16 protein-coding genes are annotated in these 15,960 nt (G+C 71.0%); 6 read left to right on the top strand and 10 right to left on the bottom strand.

Annotated features, from left to right (window positions below):
- The first annotated feature begins 86 nt into the window (after positions 1 to 86).
- Both cobN and ABZ552_RS16035 read left to right on the top strand, forming a co-directional pair.
- Positions 87 to 3,662 carry a cobaltochelatase subunit CobN gene (gene cobN, locus ABZ552_RS16040; RefSeq protein ID WP_357437939.1) on the top strand — a complete coding sequence of 1,192 codons (3,576 nt, stop codon included), beginning with the start codon at positions 87 to 89 and terminating at the stop codon, positions 3,660 to 3,662.
- Positions 3,663 to 3,833: 171 nt separating this feature from the next.
- Entirely contained in the window at positions 3,834 to 4,358 is a 525-nt protein-coding gene (locus ABZ552_RS16035) for a hypothetical protein (RefSeq protein WP_357437936.1), read from the top strand.
- 89 nt (positions 4,359 to 4,447) lie between these two features.
- Here ABZ552_RS16035 and ABZ552_RS16030 read toward each other — a convergent pair whose 3' ends face one another.
- From ABZ552_RS16030 to ABZ552_RS16000, 7 genes are all read right to left on the bottom strand, one after another.
- Entirely contained in the window at positions 4,448 to 5,407 is a 960-nt protein-coding gene (locus ABZ552_RS16030; protein WP_357437934.1) for a YafY family protein, read from the bottom strand.
- Between the two features lie 49 nt (positions 5,408 to 5,456).
- Positions 5,457 to 6,809, bottom strand: a complete 1,353-nt coding sequence (locus tag ABZ552_RS16025) for a cytochrome P450 (RefSeq protein WP_281879515.1) — start codon at positions 6,807 to 6,809, stop codon at positions 5,457 to 5,459.
- 119 nt (positions 6,810 to 6,928) lie between these two features.
- On the bottom strand, positions 6,929 to 7,297 hold the full coding sequence (locus ABZ552_RS16020; protein ID WP_159844212.1) for an STAS domain-containing protein: 369 nt from the start codon (positions 7,295 to 7,297) through the stop codon (positions 6,929 to 6,931).
- Between the two features lie 440 nt (positions 7,298 to 7,737).
- On the bottom strand, positions 7,738 to 7,995 hold the full coding sequence (locus tag ABZ552_RS16015; protein ID WP_281879517.1) for a DUF4235 domain-containing protein: 258 nt from the start codon (positions 7,993 to 7,995) through the stop codon (positions 7,738 to 7,740).
- Complete coding sequence (locus ABZ552_RS16010; protein ID WP_281879519.1) at positions 7,992 to 8,387, bottom strand: DUF3618 domain-containing protein; 396 nt, start codon at positions 8,385 to 8,387, stop codon at positions 7,992 to 7,994. Before ABZ552_RS16010 ends, ABZ552_RS16015 begins: the two co-directional genes overlap by 4 nt.
- Complete coding sequence (locus ABZ552_RS16005) at positions 8,384 to 8,800, bottom strand: phage holin family protein (protein ID WP_357437930.1); 417 nt, start codon at positions 8,798 to 8,800, stop codon at positions 8,384 to 8,386. The genes ABZ552_RS16010 and ABZ552_RS16005 overlap by 4 nt, the downstream gene beginning before the upstream one ends.
- 181 nt (positions 8,801 to 8,981) lie before the next feature.
- A complete protein-coding gene (locus tag ABZ552_RS16000; protein ID WP_357437928.1) occupies positions 8,982 to 9,527 on the bottom strand; it encodes a TerD family protein in 546 nt (181 codons plus the stop codon).
- Positions 9,528 to 9,869: 342 nt separating this feature from the next.
- Here ABZ552_RS16000 and ABZ552_RS15995 point away from each other — a divergent pair, with 342 nt between their 5' ends.
- On the top strand, positions 9,870 to 10,607 hold the full coding sequence (locus ABZ552_RS15995; RefSeq protein ID WP_357437926.1) for an anti-sigma factor: 738 nt from the start codon (positions 9,870 to 9,872) through the stop codon (positions 10,605 to 10,607).
- Positions 10,608 to 10,632: 25 nt separating this feature from the next.
- Here ABZ552_RS15995 and ABZ552_RS15990 read toward each other — a convergent pair whose 3' ends face one another.
- A complete protein-coding gene (locus tag ABZ552_RS15990) occupies positions 10,633 to 11,736 on the bottom strand; it encodes a glutamate--cysteine ligase (protein ID WP_281879524.1) in 1,104 nt (367 codons plus the stop codon).
- Between the two features lie 143 nt (positions 11,737 to 11,879).
- Here ABZ552_RS15990 and ABZ552_RS15985 point away from each other — a divergent pair, with 143 nt between their 5' ends.
- Positions 11,880 to 12,215: a hypothetical protein gene (locus ABZ552_RS15985; protein WP_281879525.1), complete on the top strand. Its 336-nt coding sequence runs from the start codon at positions 11,880 to 11,882 to the stop codon at positions 12,213 to 12,215.
- Between the two features lie 81 nt (positions 12,216 to 12,296).
- Positions 12,297 to 13,247 carry an FAD-dependent oxidoreductase gene (locus tag ABZ552_RS15980; RefSeq protein ID WP_281879527.1) on the top strand — a complete coding sequence of 317 codons (951 nt, stop codon included), beginning with the start codon at positions 12,297 to 12,299 and terminating at the stop codon, positions 13,245 to 13,247.
- Between the two features lie 27 nt (positions 13,248 to 13,274).
- On the opposite strand, the gene ABZ552_RS15975 is transcribed toward ABZ552_RS15980, so the two are convergent.
- A complete protein-coding gene (locus ABZ552_RS15975) occupies positions 13,275 to 13,652 on the bottom strand; it encodes a hypothetical protein (RefSeq protein ID WP_281879528.1) in 378 nt (125 codons plus the stop codon).
- A 208-nt stretch (positions 13,653 to 13,860) separates the two neighbouring features.
- On the opposite strand from ABZ552_RS15975, the gene ABZ552_RS15970 reads away from it, so the two are divergent.
- The gene (locus ABZ552_RS15970; RefSeq protein WP_281879529.1) at positions 13,861 to 15,132 is read left to right on the top strand and encodes a helix-turn-helix domain-containing protein; all 1,272 of its coding nucleotides are present in this window, start codon (positions 13,861 to 13,863) and stop codon (positions 15,130 to 15,132) included.
- Here the strand turns inward: ABZ552_RS15970 and ABZ552_RS15965 are convergent.
- Positions 15,066 to 15,848, bottom strand: a complete 783-nt coding sequence (locus tag ABZ552_RS15965) for a histone deacetylase (protein ID WP_357437923.1) — start codon at positions 15,846 to 15,848, stop codon at positions 15,066 to 15,068. The genes ABZ552_RS15970 and ABZ552_RS15965 overlap by 67 nt on opposite strands.
- Positions 15,849 to 15,960: the final 112 nt, after the last annotated feature.

Here is a 15,960-nt window from a genome sequence, read left to right as displayed (position 1 = left end):
CGGTCGCGCCACTGTAGAAAGCCAGACCCTCCCCGGCGAGCAGCGAACCCCCCGATGGGCGCGTCACCCGAGGAAGGCTGCCACCCGTGATTGTGCTGTTGTCCACGTCCGACACCGATCTGCTCAGTGCCCGCGCCAGCGGCGCAGACTACCGTTGGGGGAACCCGGCTCGCCTGCTGGTCGACGACCTGCCCGGCCTGCTCGACGGCGCCGATCTGGTGATCGTGCGCATCCTCGGCGGTAAACGGGCCTGGGAGGATGGGCTGGAGGCACTGCGCGGCAGCGGGATTCCGCTCGTCGCGCTCGGCGGTGAGATCGCGCCCGATGCCGAGCTGATGGAATGCTCCACCGTCCCGGGCGGCGTCGCGGCCGACGCGCACAACTACCTCGCCGCCGGTGGCCCCGAGAACCTGCGGCAGCTGCACAATTTCCTGTCCGACACGGTGCTGCTGACCGGCCACGGCTTCGAGCCGCCGGTCCAGTTGCCCAGTTGGGGCGAACTGGACCGGGTCGCGGCCGAGTCGGCCGACGGGCCCACCGTCGCGGTGATCTACTACCGCGCGCAGCATCTGGCGGGCAACACCGCCTACGTCGACGCGCTGTGCACCGCGATCGAACAGGCGGGCGCACGGGCGCTGCCGCTGTACTGCGCGTCGCTGCGCACCGCCGAACCCGAATTGCTCGCGACCCTGCGCCGGGCCGACGCGCTGGTGGTGACGGTGCTGGCCGCGGGCGGCACCAAGCCCGCCGCCGCGTCGGCGGGCGGCGAGGACGAGGCTTGGGATGTCGGCGCGCTCGCCGACCTGGACGTGCCCATCTTGCAAGGGCTGTGCCTGACCACCGGCCGGGCCCAATGGGAGGCCAACGACGACGGGCTGTCGCCCCTGGACGTCGCCACCCAGGTGGCGGTGCCGGAGTTCGACGGCCGAATCATCACCGTCCCGTTCTCGTTCAAGGAATTCGACGCCGACGGCCTGTCCACGTACGTCCCGGATCCCGAGCGCGCCGCCCGCGTCGCGGGCATCGCGACGCGCTACGCGCGGCTGCGCCACATCCCCGCCGCGCGCAAGCGCGTCGCGGTCATGCTGTCGGCCTACCCGACCAAGCACGCCCGCATCGGCAACGCCGTCGGTCTGGACACCCCGGCCAGCGCCATCCGGCTGCTTACCGAAATGCGTTCCGCTGGTTACGATCTCGGCGCTCCCGGCGAGATCCCCGGTCTGGACGAGCAGGACGGTGACGCCCTCGTCCACGCGTTGATCGCGGCCGGTGGTCAGGACCCCGACTGGCTCACCGCCGAGCAGCTCGAGGGCAACCCGATCCGCATCGGCGCGGCCACCTACACGGCCTGGTTCGACACCCTGCCCGAGGACCTGCGGGACGCTGTCGTGGCAGCGTGGGGACCGCCGCCGGGGGAACTGTACGTCGACCGCTCGTCCGACCCGGAGGGCGAGATCGTCATCGCGGCCCTGCGTTTCGGCAATGTCGTGCTCATGGTGCAGCCGCCGCGCGGTTTCGGCGAGAACCCCGTCGCGATCTACCACGATCCCGATCTGCCCCCCAGTCACCACTACCTGGCGGCCTACCGGTGGCTCAGCGCGCCCGAAGGCTTCGGGGCCGACGCGATGGTGCACCTGGGCAAGCACGGAAACCTGGAGTGGCTGCCGGGCAAGACGCTGGGTATGTCGGCCTCCTGCGGCACCGACGCGGCCCTCGGCGACCTACCGCTGATCTATCCGTTCCTGGTGAACGACCCCGGTGAGGGCACCCAGGCCAAGCGGCGCGCGCACGCCACCTTGGTGGATCACCTGATCCCGCCGATGGCCCGCGCCGAAAGCTACGGCGACATCGCACGTCTCGAGCAACTGCTCGACGAGCACGCCAACATCTCCGCGCTGGACCCCGCCAAGCTGCCCGCCATCCGGCAGCAGATCTGGACGCTGATGCGTGCGGCGAAGATGGACCACGACCTCGGCCTCTCCGAGCGTCCGGACGAGGAGTCCTTCGACGACATGCTGCTGCACGTCGACGGCTGGCTGTGCGAGATCAAGGACGTGCAGATCCGCGACGGCCTGCATGTGCTCGGACGAGCCCCGGCGGGGGAGAGCGAACTGGACCTGGTGCTGGCCATGCTCCGCGCGCGCCAGTTGTGGGGCGGCGAGCGCACCGTGCCCGGCCTGCGGGAAGCCCTCGGCCTCGACGAATCGGGCGGGGAGGCGCGCGAGCGCGTGGACGCCGCGGAGGAGCGGGCCCGGGCTCTGGTCGCGGCGTTGCAGGCGGCGGACTGGTCGCCGGACGCGGTCGACGGCCTCACCGACGACCCGGATGTCCGCCGGGTGCTGCGGTTCGCGGCGACCGAGGTCGTGCCGCGGCTGCGGCAGACCGGTGTGGAGATCGAGCGGGTGCTGCACGCGCTCGACGGCGGGTTCATCCCCGCCGGTCCGAGCGGTTCGCCGTTGCGCGGCCTGATCAACGTCCTGCCCACCGGACGCAATTTCTACTCGGTCGACCCGAAGGCGGTCCCGTCCCGGTTGGCCTGGGAGACCGGGCAGGCCATGGCGGAATCCCTGCTCGAGCGCTATCGCACCGACCACGGCGAATACCCGCGGTCGGTGGGACTGTCGATCTGGGGCACCTCCGCCATGCGCACCTCGGGCGACGACATCGCCGAAGTCCTGGCGCTGCTGGGCGTCCGGCCGGTCTGGGACGAGGCGAGCCGCCGGATCAGCGCGCTCGAGGTGATCTCGCTCGCCGAGCTCGGCCGTCCCCGCATCGATGTCACCGTGCGCATCAGCGGCTTCTTCCGGGACGCCTTCCCGCATGTCCTGGCCTTGCTCGACGACGCGGTCCGCCTGGTCGCCGACCTGGACGAGCCCGCCGAGACGAACTACGTGCGGGCACACGCCCAGGCCGATCTCGCCGAGCACGGCGACTCGCGGCGCGCCACCACCCGCATCTTCGGCTCCAAGCCCGGCACCTACGGGGCGGGTCTGCTGCAGCTGATCGATGCGAAGAGCTGGCGCACCGACGACGACCTCGCCGAGGTGTACACGACCTGGGGCGGCTACGCCTACGGGCGCGACCTCGATGGCGCGCCCGCCGCCGAGGACATGCGCGGCGCGTATCGCCGGATCGCGGTGGCGGCCAAGAACACCGACACCCGCGAACACGACATCGCCGATTCCGACGACTATTTCCAGTTCCACGGCGGTATGGTCGCCACCGTGCGCGCGCTGACGGGCAAGAACCCCGAGGCCTACATCGGTGACAGCACCCGCCCGGACGCGGTGCGCACCCGGACGCTGTCCGAGGAGACGGCGCGGGTGTTCCGGGCCCGTGTGGTCAACCCGCGGTGGCTCGAGGCCATGCGCAGGCACGGCTACAAGGGCGCGTTCGAAATGGCGGCGACCGTCGACTATTTGTTCGGCTACGACGCCACCACCAACGTGGTGGCCGACTGGATGTACGAAAAGCTTACGGAGAGCTACGTTTTCGACGAGGTGAACCGGAAGTTCATGGAGCAGTCCAATCCGTGGGCGCTGCACGGCATCGCCGAGCGGCTGCTGGAGGCGGCCGAGCGGAAACTGTGGGAGCACCCCGAACGAGACACGCTCGATCGGCTGCGGCAGGTCTATCTGGAGACCGAAGGGGAGTTGGAGTAACGGACCGCACCCTCCCATCTTAGCTGGAAGATTGCCGAAAACCCTGGCTTGCAAGACATTTCGGGCATTGCCAAGTGCCGGAAATGGTGATGCGTAACGTCTATAATCGCTAGTGTTTCACGGCTGTACCCAGGTAACGACAGATCGAATCTGCTGAGGATGGGAAGGCTCATGAAGTTCAGAGAATTGGTTGCGACCACGCTGCTGACTATCGCCGCCACCGGCGTGACCGCGGCGACCGCGTACGGGCAACCCGAGATCTACGACCCCGTGGTGAGCGGGAACGACAGCGGCGTCGCCTACACCGCGTCCGTCGCGCCGGACCGCACGAGCGCGGCGGTGACGCCCGCCGACGGGACGTTCGCCCGCACGCCGGAGGGGATCGCGGTGCTGGGTGCCGACGGGTCGGTCGTGACCACGGTGCCGACGACCATGGTGTCCATGTTCGGTCAGCAGGTCGAAGTGGCAACCGACATCGATGCGGCCGGGACGACATTGACACTGACTCCGGTCGGAGCCGCCATCCCGGAGCCGGGCGCGCCGCAGTTCATCGGTGACGCGGGCTCCACACTGGGCGGGGTGGCGATCGGCTGTGCCATCGGGGCGCTGGTCGGTCTCGTGTTCTTCATCGTCGGCGTCTTCCCCGGCTGTGTGGTCGGCGGTCTCATCGGCGCCGCCGCGGGCGCCAGCCGGTAGTGGCGGACTGACTCGGAGTGCGACCTCGGCCGCGCTCGGCGCTTGCGGCACCGAGCGCGGCCGTTTCCGTTCACGCGAAAGGTCCCACGTCATTTCCGCCCGGCCGCTCGCTGGAAACGCTCGGCCGCGGCGACCAGGTGTTCGGCGAGTGCGGGGGAGTCGAGCACCTCGAATTCCACGTCGGCGAGGCCGAGATACAGCGTCAGCAGCTGGGGTGAGTCCGAGCCCACCTGCGCGACACAGTGCTGCGGCCCGTCCGGCTCGACCTCCACTGCCGCGGGCAGCCGGGCCCGGATCGCCTCGGCGGGGGCGGCCATGCGCACCCGGGCGCGGTAGCGCCAGGTGGCAGCGCCCACGCCGCGCTGTACTCGCTCGGCGATCTGCTCCTCGGACAGGATGCGAGGCGTGAACCGCGGCCCGTTCGGAATCTTCGGCGTGATCCGGTCGAGGCGGAAGGTGCGCCAGTCGCGGCGCCCCACATCCCAGGCGACCAGATACCAGCGGCCCGACCAGTGCACCATCCGGTGCGGCTCGGCATCCCGGCTGGAACGGGTACCGTCGTGGCTCTCGTAGTCGAAGCGCAATCGTTCGCTCGCCCGGATCGCGCCCGCTACCGCGGTGAGTACCGCCGCGTCCACGGTCGACTGTCCGCTGCCGGGCACGTGCACGGTGGCCGCCGTCAGCGAGTCGACCCGGTGCCGCAATCGCGAGGGCAGCACCTGCTGCAGTTTCGCCAGTGCCCGCACCGATGTCTCCTCGATGCCGGTGACCGCGCCGTTGGCGGCGGTGACCAGTCCGACCGCCACCGCGACGGCCTCGTCGTCGTCCAGCAGTAACGGCGGCATCGCCGACCCGGCCCCGAGCCGGTAGCCGCCCGCGGCGCCGGGCGTGGCATGCACGGGGTATCCGAGCGTTCGCAACCGCTCGACATCGGTGCGGATGGTCCGAGTGGACACGCCGAGTCTTTCGGCAAGCGCGGGCCCGGTCCAGTCGCTCCGAAGCTGCAAAAGCGACAGCAACCGCAACAGGCGTGCGGAGGTTTCCAGCATCGGTCGATCATGACAGCTTTCGCGGAAGTGTTTCTTCCGCGTCAGCCCGTCAACCCGCTTGGGTCATGCACGGCTCCACGGTGAAATCGAGCCCGAAATTGTTCAAGGTGACCGGCAGCGGAGCGTCGGGGTTCGGCCGCGGGGTGGACCGCAGCCGGAAGTCGGCGGAGGTCAACAGGTGTGCGAGCAGCGTGCTGGTGACGAACAGCACCAGGTTGCGGCCGGGGCAGTCGGCGGGACCCGCGCTGAACGGCACGAGCTGGGGGTACTGCTCCGCGCGGCCGTCGAGCCAGATCTCCGGGACGAACTGGTCGGCGAACGGCAGCAGCTCGGCGTCCCGGTGGAACGCGGGCACCGTGATCATGAGGGCGGCGCCCGCCGCGATGGTGAAGCGTTCCTCGCCCTCCCGCCACTGGGTGTCGGCGGTGATGTCGCGCAGCAACATGGGCGTGGTCGGCCACAGCCGCACCGATTCGAGCACGCAGGCGCGCAGATAGCCGCGCAGATCGACGCGGTCCGGATCGACGGCGTCGGCGAGCGCGCGGGCATGGTGCTCGGGATGGGTGCTCAGCACCGCCAGTGCCCGGCTCAGCGCGATGCCCGCCGCGTCGAAGGCGAACAACCAGTGCGGTATCTGCCCGACCGGATCGGTGGCCCCGCCCGCGGGCACCGCGGCCAGCGCCCCGGCCAGGCTGTCCGGCGAAGCGGACTCCACGTGCCGGTACAGCCGATTGGTGAACTGATCGCGCTGCCTGCGGTGCGCGGGCGCCAGGAACGACCAATTGCCCGCCGAGCGCAGCCGGGACAGCTCGTCGGTGAGCACTGTGTCGTCGCGTCCTCGCTCGCCCAGCACGATCCGCCGTACCAGCCGCCACCATCGGATCGTGAACTGCCGCGCGTCCAGGTGACCGCGGTGCAGGGCCGACACGATCAGCTCGCGCGCCTCCTCCGCGATGGCCTCGGCGAACGGCCCGGCCAGGCGATGCAGCGGCTCGGCCGAGTCCAATGCGGCCTCGTTCACGGCCCGGCGCTGGTCACGGATCGGGCCCTCGGACAGGAGGACGCCGTGTGGCTGGAACTGGCGCAGCGCGGCGCGCTTCTCGCGATTGGCCGGGTGGAACGGCGTGGGCGCGTCGGCCAGCACCCGCCCGACGTCGTGCGGATCGAGGACGACCACGATCCGGCGCCCCGGCACCACGAGCTCGACCGGGCCCGCGCCGAACTCACGCCGCAACTGCCGCACACGCTCGATCGCCCGGGAATCGGCTCCGGTGCGCTCCAGCAAGCCGAGCACCGGCCGACGCCGGGCGATGACCCCCGAGGCGACCGAGGCGAATCCGAGATCCGCCAACGCCGCCACCGCGGGCACTCCCACCAGTCGGTGTTCGCGGTTTTCTGCCATACGGCCTCCTCCCGGTGCGCTCAGGTCGACACGATGCCGACGACCGGGCACATACCCGGCGACGCCGGGGTCGAAACCGCGGCGGGGTCCGGGCGGCACCGAGCTGATGCCGGGGAAGCTCAGCTGGGGGTCTGGGTCTCGTCCACCGCGAGCGCGTCCTCGACCGAGTCGAACACCGTGAGCAACCGGTCCAGGGCGGTCACCTCGATCGGCCTGCGCGCCGCGTCGCTGGGGACGACGCGCAGGCCGCCCGAGCCGGTGGCCTCCGAAGCCGCCAGCAGCACGCTGAGACCGGCGGAGCCGAGGAACCCGACGTTCGACATGTCCACCACGACCGCGGCCGGCCCGTCGCGCAGGGCCTCGTCGAGCGCCGATTGCAAGCGTGGCGCGGACGCCATGTCGATCTCGCCGTGCACGGTGACCACCACCGTGTCCTCCGCCGACCGCACCTCGACCTCCAGCGCCCGGGGCGCGCTTTCGGAACTCACAATCCACCTCCCGTGCCGGCGACGCGTCCTCGGCAGTACGTCACGTCGACCTCTCCGGTTCGCTCCTCTTACGCACGCAGGGCACGGCGCAGAGCGCGAGCATTCCGCGGTCAACTTACCCCATCGCGGCTCGGGGCAATCACACTGCCGCGTCGTCCCCCTAGGACCGGGCGGCACCGCGGGATCGGAGGTCGCCGTCGCACCGGTCCGGAAGTCCTCGTCTCAGCAGCCGGTGTGCGCGGGGTGTGACTTGCCGGACCGCGATATGTACCAAGTCATTACGCCGGCGCGGCCGAGCGACCTCGGCGCCTCGTCACCACCCGCACGCCGATCCCTGGACAGCGAGCGCCGCCGCCGTGGTTCGGAGTTCCTCGCGGAGTGTCCGAACTCACGGCGGCGGAGGAGAATTCGAGCGGCGGCGCCGCGCTCGCCTGGTGGCGCTATTCCGGCCAAGTGCCGGTGAGCGATTCGTAGCCCGTCGCGCCCGCGCGATCGATCGCGGCCTTGACCAAGCCGAAGACCGCGCCCTGCAATGCCGCGGCGAACAGCACCTCGCGCCAGGAATGATCTCGCGCGGTCGAGGTCGGGGCCTGCTCCTCACCCGTGATCTGCCGCCACACCTTGGTGAACACGGCGTTCGCCGCGAGGCCGCCGAGCACGCTGATCAGCAGGCCGAGCGGTTTGTACAGTGTCTTCATCGCCGCCTCCGCACGATCTGCCACACCAGCGCGGCGAGCGCCCCCGCGCCGATGGCGGCCGGGATCGGATACGCGCGCAGTGCGCCACCCGCCTGCCTGCCGCGTTCGGCGACCGGTTCCGGTGTCGCCGCCGCCACGCGGTGGGCGAGGTCCGCGGCGCCCGTGCGGGCCTGTTGGGCCTTGTCCGCTACCGCCAGCGCCGCCTCGGACGCCGCGTGCTGCGTCGCCTCGACGGCGTCGTGCGCCTTCTCCTTGCTCCGCGCGGGCACGTCCAGCTTGTGGCCGAGCTCTTCGACCGTCCTGCCGAGCTCCGCCCGGGCCTGGTCGCGGTCGCGCCGCAGGGCCTCGACGTCGTCGGTGGGCTGCCCGGCCCCGGGTCGGCTGTCAGTCATCCCCGCCTCCTGTCCTGGATCACCTCGATGTCCTCGCGCACGCCCTCGACCGCCTCCTGCGGTATCGGCGGACTCGCGTGCTCCACGCTCTTCTTCCCGGACAGTCCGAGGATCGCCGCGACCACCAGCAGGGCGCCCGCGACGATGAGCGCGGCCGCCCAGCCCGGCAGCACCTCGGTGAGACCGAGTACCGCCGCGGCGACCAACGCGGCCCCACCGTAGAACGCCAGGAGCGCCGCGACGCCGGCCAGGCCCGCGCCGAGGCCGAATCGTTTTCCCTTCTCGCGCATCTCGACCCGGGCGAGCTGGAGCTCGTCGCGGATGAGCCGGGACACCTGGGCCGTGGCGTCCTCGACGAGTTCGGTGACCGATCGCGCGTTCGCGGGCGGGCGAATCTGTGTCGTCTCGGTCATGAGACCTCCTTCGGCATGTCACACCTCCTGCACGGCGACTACCCGCGCGCCCGGATTCCAATCGGGGCGCCGGGGTGGACCGGGCACGGCGCGATGTCCGGTGCGTGCGGACGGCCGACGCTGGGCGAGGATCCCGGTAATCCTTGGAAAGTCTTGCCGTGCAGACGAACTGGCCGCGAGGTCAGGACAGGTAGGGGCCGATGTGCGGAATGGCCTCGACCGGATGCCGTGCCTGCAAGCCCTTGCCGACGGCCTCGAAGTGCCAGCCCCCGTCGCCGCGCCGCACTCGGCCGAGCACCAAGCCGGGGTGTGCGCCGCCGGTCAGCTCGTGGCGGGCGAGCTGGGTGCCCGCCACGGTGTCGACCACGCGGCAGTAGGCGTTCGCGATCCGCTCGAAAGTCTGGCCGGTGTAGCAGGTGACGAGGAATAGCACCGTCGTGACGTGCGCGGCGAGGCGGGACAGATCGACGCTGACGATTTCGTCGTCGCCCGCGCCTTCCCCGGTGAGGCTGTCGCCGTGCAGGCGGACCGAACCGTCCGCGGAGCTGAGCTGTTCGTGGTAGACGACGTCGACGAGCCGGTCCGCGGCGAAGAGCAGGGCCGCGACGTTCAGGTCGATCTCCGCGCGCCGGCCGAACAAGCGCGAGCGAGTGGCCGGGTCCCAGCCGAGGGCCACGGTGATGTGCTGGAGCGGCGCGCCGCGCTCGTCGCGTAGCTCGGTCGGCATCGGTGTTCTCCTCTGCGTCGGGACGCGGACACGGCTCGGCGGTCCCGCCGTGGTGCGTGGCCGGCCTCCGGGCGAACACCGGAATGATTCCGGCGGACGAGAAGAGTACCGGTGTTCGCGCCCGATAGGGCGAGAATCCAATCCGTGCGGCCGTTCGCCGCGAAGTCAAGGCATGCGGGTTGGCACAGGGCAGGTGCGCCGAGACCGCGGCGCGGGTCGCTCCTCGCGCGGTCGGTCGCCTGCGGAGTCCCCGGTCCGTTCGCGCGGCGCGCCGGCGGCGAACGCGCGACCGGTGGACGAAGCGCCCCCAGCGCTCCGGGCCGGGGCCAATGGTGATCGGCCATGACCGGCACCGAGCCGTCCCGCGGGGATCTGCTCGACCTGGCCTACCCCTACGCGATGGACGCGGTGGCCGAGATCGAGCGCAGGCACATCGACGACCGGGTCGCGACGGCCGATTCCCGCACCGCCGCGGCGTTCGCGGCCGCGGTGCACGGGATCCGGGAGACGCTGGCGGCGCTGAGCGTGACCGCCGCGGTGAACCCGCCGCCCACTCTGGAATCGAAGATTCTCCGGGCGATCGACGACTCCGGCCCGGATTCGCGCCGCCGCGGCGGTGACCTGCGCCGGCTGTCCGGTCGACGCCGCGCGATCCGGCTGGTGGTAGTCGCCGCGGTGGCCATCGGAGCTGGTGCGGGCGCCGTGGTGGTAGCCGATCGGATCGCGGGGTCGCACGTCGAGCCGGTCGCGGGCGACCAGATCCTGCGGCAACCGGACGCGCGATCCAGGCTGATCGAATTGCCGGTCGGCGGCACCCTGACGGTGCGCACGTCGGACCGGCTCGCAGCCGTCGCGGTCGGCTTCGACGCGGTACCCCCGCCACCGCCCGGACAGTCCTATCAGCTCTGGGTGGTGTCCGCCACGGGCGCCGCGCGTTCGGCGGGCGTGCTGACCACGATGCCGACGCTGGACGTGACGACCGAGTTCGCCCCGGCGGACGTCTTGGCCCTCACGATCGAACCCGCGCAGGGATCGCCGCGACCCACCTCGGCGCGGCTGGCTGTCGTCCCGCTCGATTGAACGGGCCGAGCCGCGCGTTTCGCGGCTAGTCGCACCCTTCGAGGGTCGCGCGCGCCACCGCCTCGACGACGTCATCGATCTCACCGCGCGCCCGCAGCGCCGCGATCTGGCGGTGCGCGCCGTTACCGCGCGTGAGCAGGCGTGCGAACGCCTCCTCGACGAACCGGCGGTCACCTGCCTCGTCCAACGCGGGCCCGACGTGCTCGATCAGCCGGAACAGCAGGTCGCGCATGGGCGTCACGTTGCCGTCGTGGGGATCGACGCCGTCTCCGGCCAGTCCCGAACGGGCGGCCTTCCAGTACGCGGCCCGCAGCACCTCGGCGGGTACCGGCTGGGCGAACTGCCCCGCGGCCAGCGATTTGCGCGCCATGACGACGATCGCGCGCACCAGTGCCGCCAGGAGCGCGGTCTCCTCCACCGTCGCCGGGATATCGCTGACCCGCACTTCGACGGTCGGGAACGAGACCGACGGACGGACATCCCAGTAGACCATCTGCTTGTCCAGGATGCTGCCGCTGTTGAGCATCATCGCGACCATCGCCTCGTAGTCGCGCGCGGAGTCGAAATACGGCGGTGGTCCGGCGCTGGGCCAGCGCCGCCACAGGATGCTGCGCCAGCTGGCGAAGCCGGTCTCGGAACCGCGGTAGATCGCCGAATTCGCGGTCATGGCCAGCAGTTGTGGCAACCACGGCCGCAGGTGGTTGCTGATCTGGATCGCCGTTTCCTGGTCCGGAACGCCCACGTGGACGTGACAGCCCGACAGCCCCTGCTCGTGGGCGAGCATGCCGAAGTTCTCGGCGATGCGCTGGTAACGCGGGGTATCGGTGACCGGGAAGTCGTGCGGGACGGTCGGCGGGATACCGACGGCGAGCAGACGCGCGTCGTTGCGCTCCGCGCAGGCGGCGATGCCGCGGCGCAAGTCGCGCAATTGCCGGTGCAGTGCGCCGATCTCGGTGTGCACCGCGGTGCTGGTCTCCACTTGGCAGCGGGTCAACTCGAGTTGCAGATCGATGCCGATCTCCTCGGCGGTGCGCGCGACTTCGACATTGCGTGCCAGCGGTTCGCCGGTACGGGGATCGACGAGGAGGAATTCCTCTTCCACGCCGACGGTCAGGAGCCCATCGTCCATGTGATCGCAATACCCAGGGCCCGGCCGCGTAGTCCAGTCGATCACCAGGTCGCCGAGCGACTGCCATCCGTCGCGAAGCGGGTTTGAACGATCGGGAGGCGGCAACGCGAACGGCAGGGGGCGTTTCGAAGAGGAGTTGTCGCATGTTTCGGATCGCTTTACGGCTCGCCGTGACTGGGAGCTCCGCCGCGATCGTGGCCGCCGCCGGCGCCGGGGCGGCCGGTGCGGGCCCGACGTTGTCGGCGGACACGCAGGAGGAGGGCACCATCGCGGTGAGCAGCCAGCCGCAGGCGGAGGAGTGGAACTGTCTGCTCGTCGGCTCGGCCGAGCAGGCCGGTCCGCGGGTCGACATGGCCCGGACCGGCGAGAGCCGCGGCGGTTTCGCGGCGGGCAGCACCGTCGCCGCCACCTGCGTGGGGCCGCAGTGGCCGGGAGTGGCCATGACCACCGGCGTCACGTCGCTCGACGACGCCGACTGAGCCGCCCGGCCGAACGGCGCCTCCCACGGGCGGTGCTGCGGGAACGGCGCGGGGCAGGCCGGTCTCGATAGTCTCGCTGCCATGCGGATCGTCGTCCTCGGCTCGGGCATCTCGGGTCTGTCCACCGCGGCCGAACTGCTCCGCGCGCGGCACGAGGTGATCGTGGTCAGCGCCGAGCCCCTCACGGCGACGACGTCCTTCCTCGCCGCCGCGGTGTGGTTTCCGACCGCCGCGGGGCCGGCCGATCGCGTCCGGGCGTGGAGTGAGACCACCTTCGGCCATCTGGCCGCGCTGGCCGCGGCCGGTGCGCCGGGCGTGCGGATGTGCGAGTCCATGGCGCTGTACCGCGACGCGCCCGCGATACCGGATTGGTCGCGATCGGTGCGCTCGTTCCGCGTCGCCGAGCGCCGCGAGCTGCCTCCCGGCTACGAATTCGGGTTCCGGTTCGAAGTGCCCCTGGTGGAGATGCCGGCCTACTTGCCGTTCCTCAGCGCGCAAGTGGACGCCGCGGGCGCGCGCCGTGTGCTGCGGGCGGTGCGGAGTCTCGAGGATCTCGCCGACCTGTCTCCGGACGTCGTGGTCAACTGCGCCGGTCTGCGGGCCGCCGACTTGGTCGACGACCCGGAGGTGTACCCGATCCGCGGGCAGATCGTGCGGGTCGCCAATCCCGGGCTGTCGGTGTCGGTCCGCGACGAAGCCCATCCGCTCGGCCGCGCCTACGTCCATCCGCGCGCGCACGACTGCGTCCTGGGCGGTTCCCTGGACACCGGCGAATGGGACACCGCGCCGGATCCCGAACTCACCCGGTCGATTCTGCGGCGGTGCCGCGATCTGGCCCCCGGTCTCGCCGACAGCGAAGTGCTGGAGACCGTGGTGGGGCTGCGCCCCGGCCGCCGTGCGGTCCGCGTGGAACTCGACACCGCCGTGCTGCCCGGTACGCCCGTCGTCCACAACTACGGCCACGGTGGCTCCGGCATCACCATCGGTCACGGCTGCGCGCTGGAGAGCGCCGCGCTCGTCGCCGCACTGTGAGTGCCGCGCCGTGACCATTCGGCCGGATCAGTTGGCGTAGCTGCGCGCCACCACCGAGTTCAGCGCCTCCAGGAATTCGCTGAGCACCCCGGGCTCGACTCGGTCACGCGGTGCGCGTTCGCCGGGCGAGTCGGTCACGGGCACGGCGAAGCCCGCGTCGACGCTGTCGCGCAGGACGGCGTGCACCGCTTCGATCGGGATGCCCGCCTGGGCGCACCGGTTCGCCGCGTGCTCGAACCGGCCCAGCGCCAGGCTCCCGGCCGCCTCGGCCGCGTCGACCAAGACGAGGGCCAGCTCCAAACCCATTCTGATCAGCGCGTCCGGACCGCCGCGATGGGCGCAACGATCGAATCTCGCGGACACCTCGACGCCGTCCCGATCTTCTTCGTGCGGGCCGATGTTCATGGCCCTCCCTCCGCCCGGCGACCCTGCTGCCACCGACGTTACGACGGGGATCGAGAGAATTCGACCGCGCGAATACGAGTTGTGAGCCTTCACAGGCGGGCACGGCGCGGTTCGGGTGCTGTCCCCAACCGCGGGCTCGGCCCTCGGCACGCCGAGCCGGTCAAGTTACCGTTGAGTACTTTCCGCGATCGGGGAGGGAAGGAGTCACATGTCCATCACCGATTCGGCAGGCCCGGATCTGACCCTGTCGGGCCGCCCGGCCAGTTCTTCGCTACGGGACGTGCGGAATCTGTCTCGCAAAATGGTCGGCCACTTCATCGAGACCGTCGCGCACTGCCGGACGCTGCCCGGCGAGGCGCTCAACGGCGACATCACCAACATCACCCGGCTGTGCCTGGAACTGGCCGTGAGCATGCTCGACGGCACCGACATTCCGGAGAAGACCCTCCTGCTGCGCAACGCCGCGGCGGGCTGGGCGCGGGAGGGCATCCCGATCGACACCATCCACCACGCCGTGCACGAGGGATTCAAGCTCGGCTTCGATCTGATCGTCGCGAACGCGACCGCCGCCGATTTCGACAGTCTCAAGGACATCAGCCGCCGCCTGCTGGAAATCCTGGACACCATCACCTCCACCGTGTCGCGCGCCTATGTGACCGAGTTGCGCGCCGTGGTCGGCGAGCATCACACGGCCGCCCACACGCTGGCCTCGGCCCTGCTCGGCGGGCACCCGACCTTCACCATGGCCCGCGAATGCGGCATCCAGATCGCCGACTCGTATTCCGTTCTCGCGCTCGCCATCCCGCCGCATCCCGAGGAGCGCAATCCGCAACTCGACGGTGCGGTGGTGGCGCGGCGGAAGCTGCGCCGGGTGCAGTCCGAACTCGCGACCCGCTGCGGCGAAACGGTGCTGTCGCTGCTCAGCGTCGACGGCGGCACCATCCTGCTGCCGTCCGCCTCGCCCGACGACAAGGCGCTCGACGAACTGGTGGACCGGCTCGGCCGCGCGGCGCAGGTCCCCATCGTCGCGACGGTGATCGCCGCGACGCCCGTCGAGGTGCCGACGGCCGCCGACCGCGCGCACGAGCTGCTCGACATGGTGCAGCGGCTGCGCTGGACGCGCGGGCTGTTCCGCTTCGACGACCTGGCGCTGGAATACCAGCTCACCAGGCCCGGACCGGGACTGGAAACCCTTCGGACACTGCTCGATCCGCTCGATGAGCACCCCGAGCTGCTCGAAACCCTCAAACGGCACATCGGCACGAATCTGAATCGCCAGCGCACCGCGCGATCGCTGCACATCCACACGAACACCGTGGACTACCGGCTCAAGCGCATCGGCCAGCTCACCGGCTTCGACCCCGCCCAGGCATCCGGGGTGTGGTACCTGCGGGCCGCGTTGGTCGCACGGAGCTACCGGGACTCCGAGGACGGATCGCCGGTCGTGGCGTGGCCCGGGGCGGCCGCGGTCTCCTCGTAGATCCGGCCGCGCACGTCGTCCGCGCCGAGCAGGCCGTGCACTGCCTCGGGCGTCCACCGCAGGTCGGCGCCGGGGCGAGTGGCGAGATAGCCCGCGGTCGCCCGGGCGGACCAGCGGTGTGCCGCGCGCAGGCCCGCCGCCATGTGGCGCAGGTAGGCGGCGGCGGGTGGATTGCCCCGTACGTCGCGACAGCGCCAGGGCGCGGTGAACGTGAGCACCGGGTGTCCCGCGTGCGTGCCCGCGTGCACCAAGGTCTCGTACCGTCCGGGACCGAGCGTCACCTTGCCCTCTTCGATCACCCGGCGCGCGTCCACCTCCGCTCCCGGCGGGCGATACATCTCCTGCGCCACGATGTCGGAGAACTGTTCGCCGGTGAGCAGGTGGGCGTGCACGGCGATCTCGCCCGGGCAGCTCGGGTCGTAGAAGGCGCGGCCGCCGGTCCAGGTCAGCGATTCGGTGGCGAAGTAAAGCACGCCCCGCAGCAGGAGGGGCGTCGAGCGGATCGGGTCGGCGTGGTCACGGCAGCCGGGCAGCGTGATCGTCCCCCCTTGCGGCCTGCCGCCCCGAAGATAGGTGCGCAGTCTGGTGAGGCTCATATTCGAGCCGTACGCGGCATACCAGATCAGGTCCGTGCCCCGGGGCGCTTCCGCTCGATCCCCGGCCGGAGCCGCTCGAGCCGCCGAGCCGGCCGCGCCGTCGATGTGCCAGGCCGTCATGACACCCATTCTCGGCGCTCCGTGAGTCGGTGCCACGGGAACTTGCGAACGCACAGGGAATCGAGGACCCGATTTCTACATTGCGGAAGCGATTCTTCCGCAATGGGCGGAA

Source organism: Nocardia sp. NPDC019219 (genome assembly GCF_040632645.1).
In the GTDB taxonomy this organism is placed as follows: domain Bacteria; phylum Actinomycetota; class Actinomycetes; order Mycobacteriales; family Mycobacteriaceae; genus Nocardia; species Nocardia sputorum.
The sequence above is the reverse complement of the archived record's forward strand: the minus strand, read 5'-3'. Positions and strand labels throughout refer to the sequence as shown.

Bases quoted from the DNA above. Each gene is read 5' to 3' on its own strand.
- ABZ552_RS15985 (WP_281879525.1), top strand. From the start codon at position 11,880: ATGTTTCGGATCGCTTTACGGCTCGCCGTGACTGGGAGCTCCGCCGCG.
- ABZ552_RS16000 (WP_357437928.1), bottom strand. From the start codon at position 9,527: ATGCCGACCGAGCTACGCGACGAGCGCGGCGCGCCGCTCCAGCACATC.
- ABZ552_RS15970 (WP_281879529.1), top strand. From the start codon at position 13,861: ATGTCCATCACCGATTCGGCAGGCCCGGATCTGACCCTGTCGGGCCGC.
- ABZ552_RS16025 (WP_281879515.1), bottom strand. From the start codon at position 6,809: ATGGCAGAAAACCGCGAACACCGACTGGTGGGAGTGCCCGCGGTGGCG.
- ABZ552_RS15975 (WP_281879528.1), bottom strand. From the start codon at position 13,652: ATGAACATCGGCCCGCACGAAGAAGATCGGGACGGCGTCGAGGTGTCC.
- ABZ552_RS16015 (WP_281879517.1), bottom strand. From the start codon at position 7,995: ATGAAGACACTGTACAAACCGCTCGGCCTGCTGATCAGCGTGCTCGGC.
- ABZ552_RS15980 (WP_281879527.1), top strand. From the start codon at position 12,297: ATGCGGATCGTCGTCCTCGGCTCGGGCATCTCGGGTCTGTCCACCGCG.
- ABZ552_RS15990 (WP_281879524.1), bottom strand. From the start codon at position 11,736: ATGGACGATGGGCTCCTGACCGTCGGCGTGGAAGAGGAATTCCTCCTC.
- ABZ552_RS16010 (WP_281879519.1), bottom strand. From the start codon at position 8,387: ATGACTGACAGCCGACCCGGGGCCGGGCAGCCCACCGACGACGTCGAG.
- ABZ552_RS15995 (WP_357437926.1), top strand. From the start codon at position 9,870: ATGACCGGCACCGAGCCGTCCCGCGGGGATCTGCTCGACCTGGCCTAC.
- ABZ552_RS15965 (WP_357437923.1), bottom strand. From the start codon at position 15,848: ATGACGGCCTGGCACATCGACGGCGCGGCCGGCTCGGCGGCTCGAGCG.
- ABZ552_RS16005 (WP_357437930.1), bottom strand. From the start codon at position 8,800: ATGACCGAGACGACACAGATTCGCCCGCCCGCGAACGCGCGATCGGTC.
- ABZ552_RS16035 (WP_357437936.1), top strand. From the start codon at position 3,834: ATGAAGTTCAGAGAATTGGTTGCGACCACGCTGCTGACTATCGCCGCC.
- ABZ552_RS16030 (WP_357437934.1), bottom strand. From the start codon at position 5,407: ATGCTGGAAACCTCCGCACGCCTGTTGCGGTTGCTGTCGCTTTTGCAG.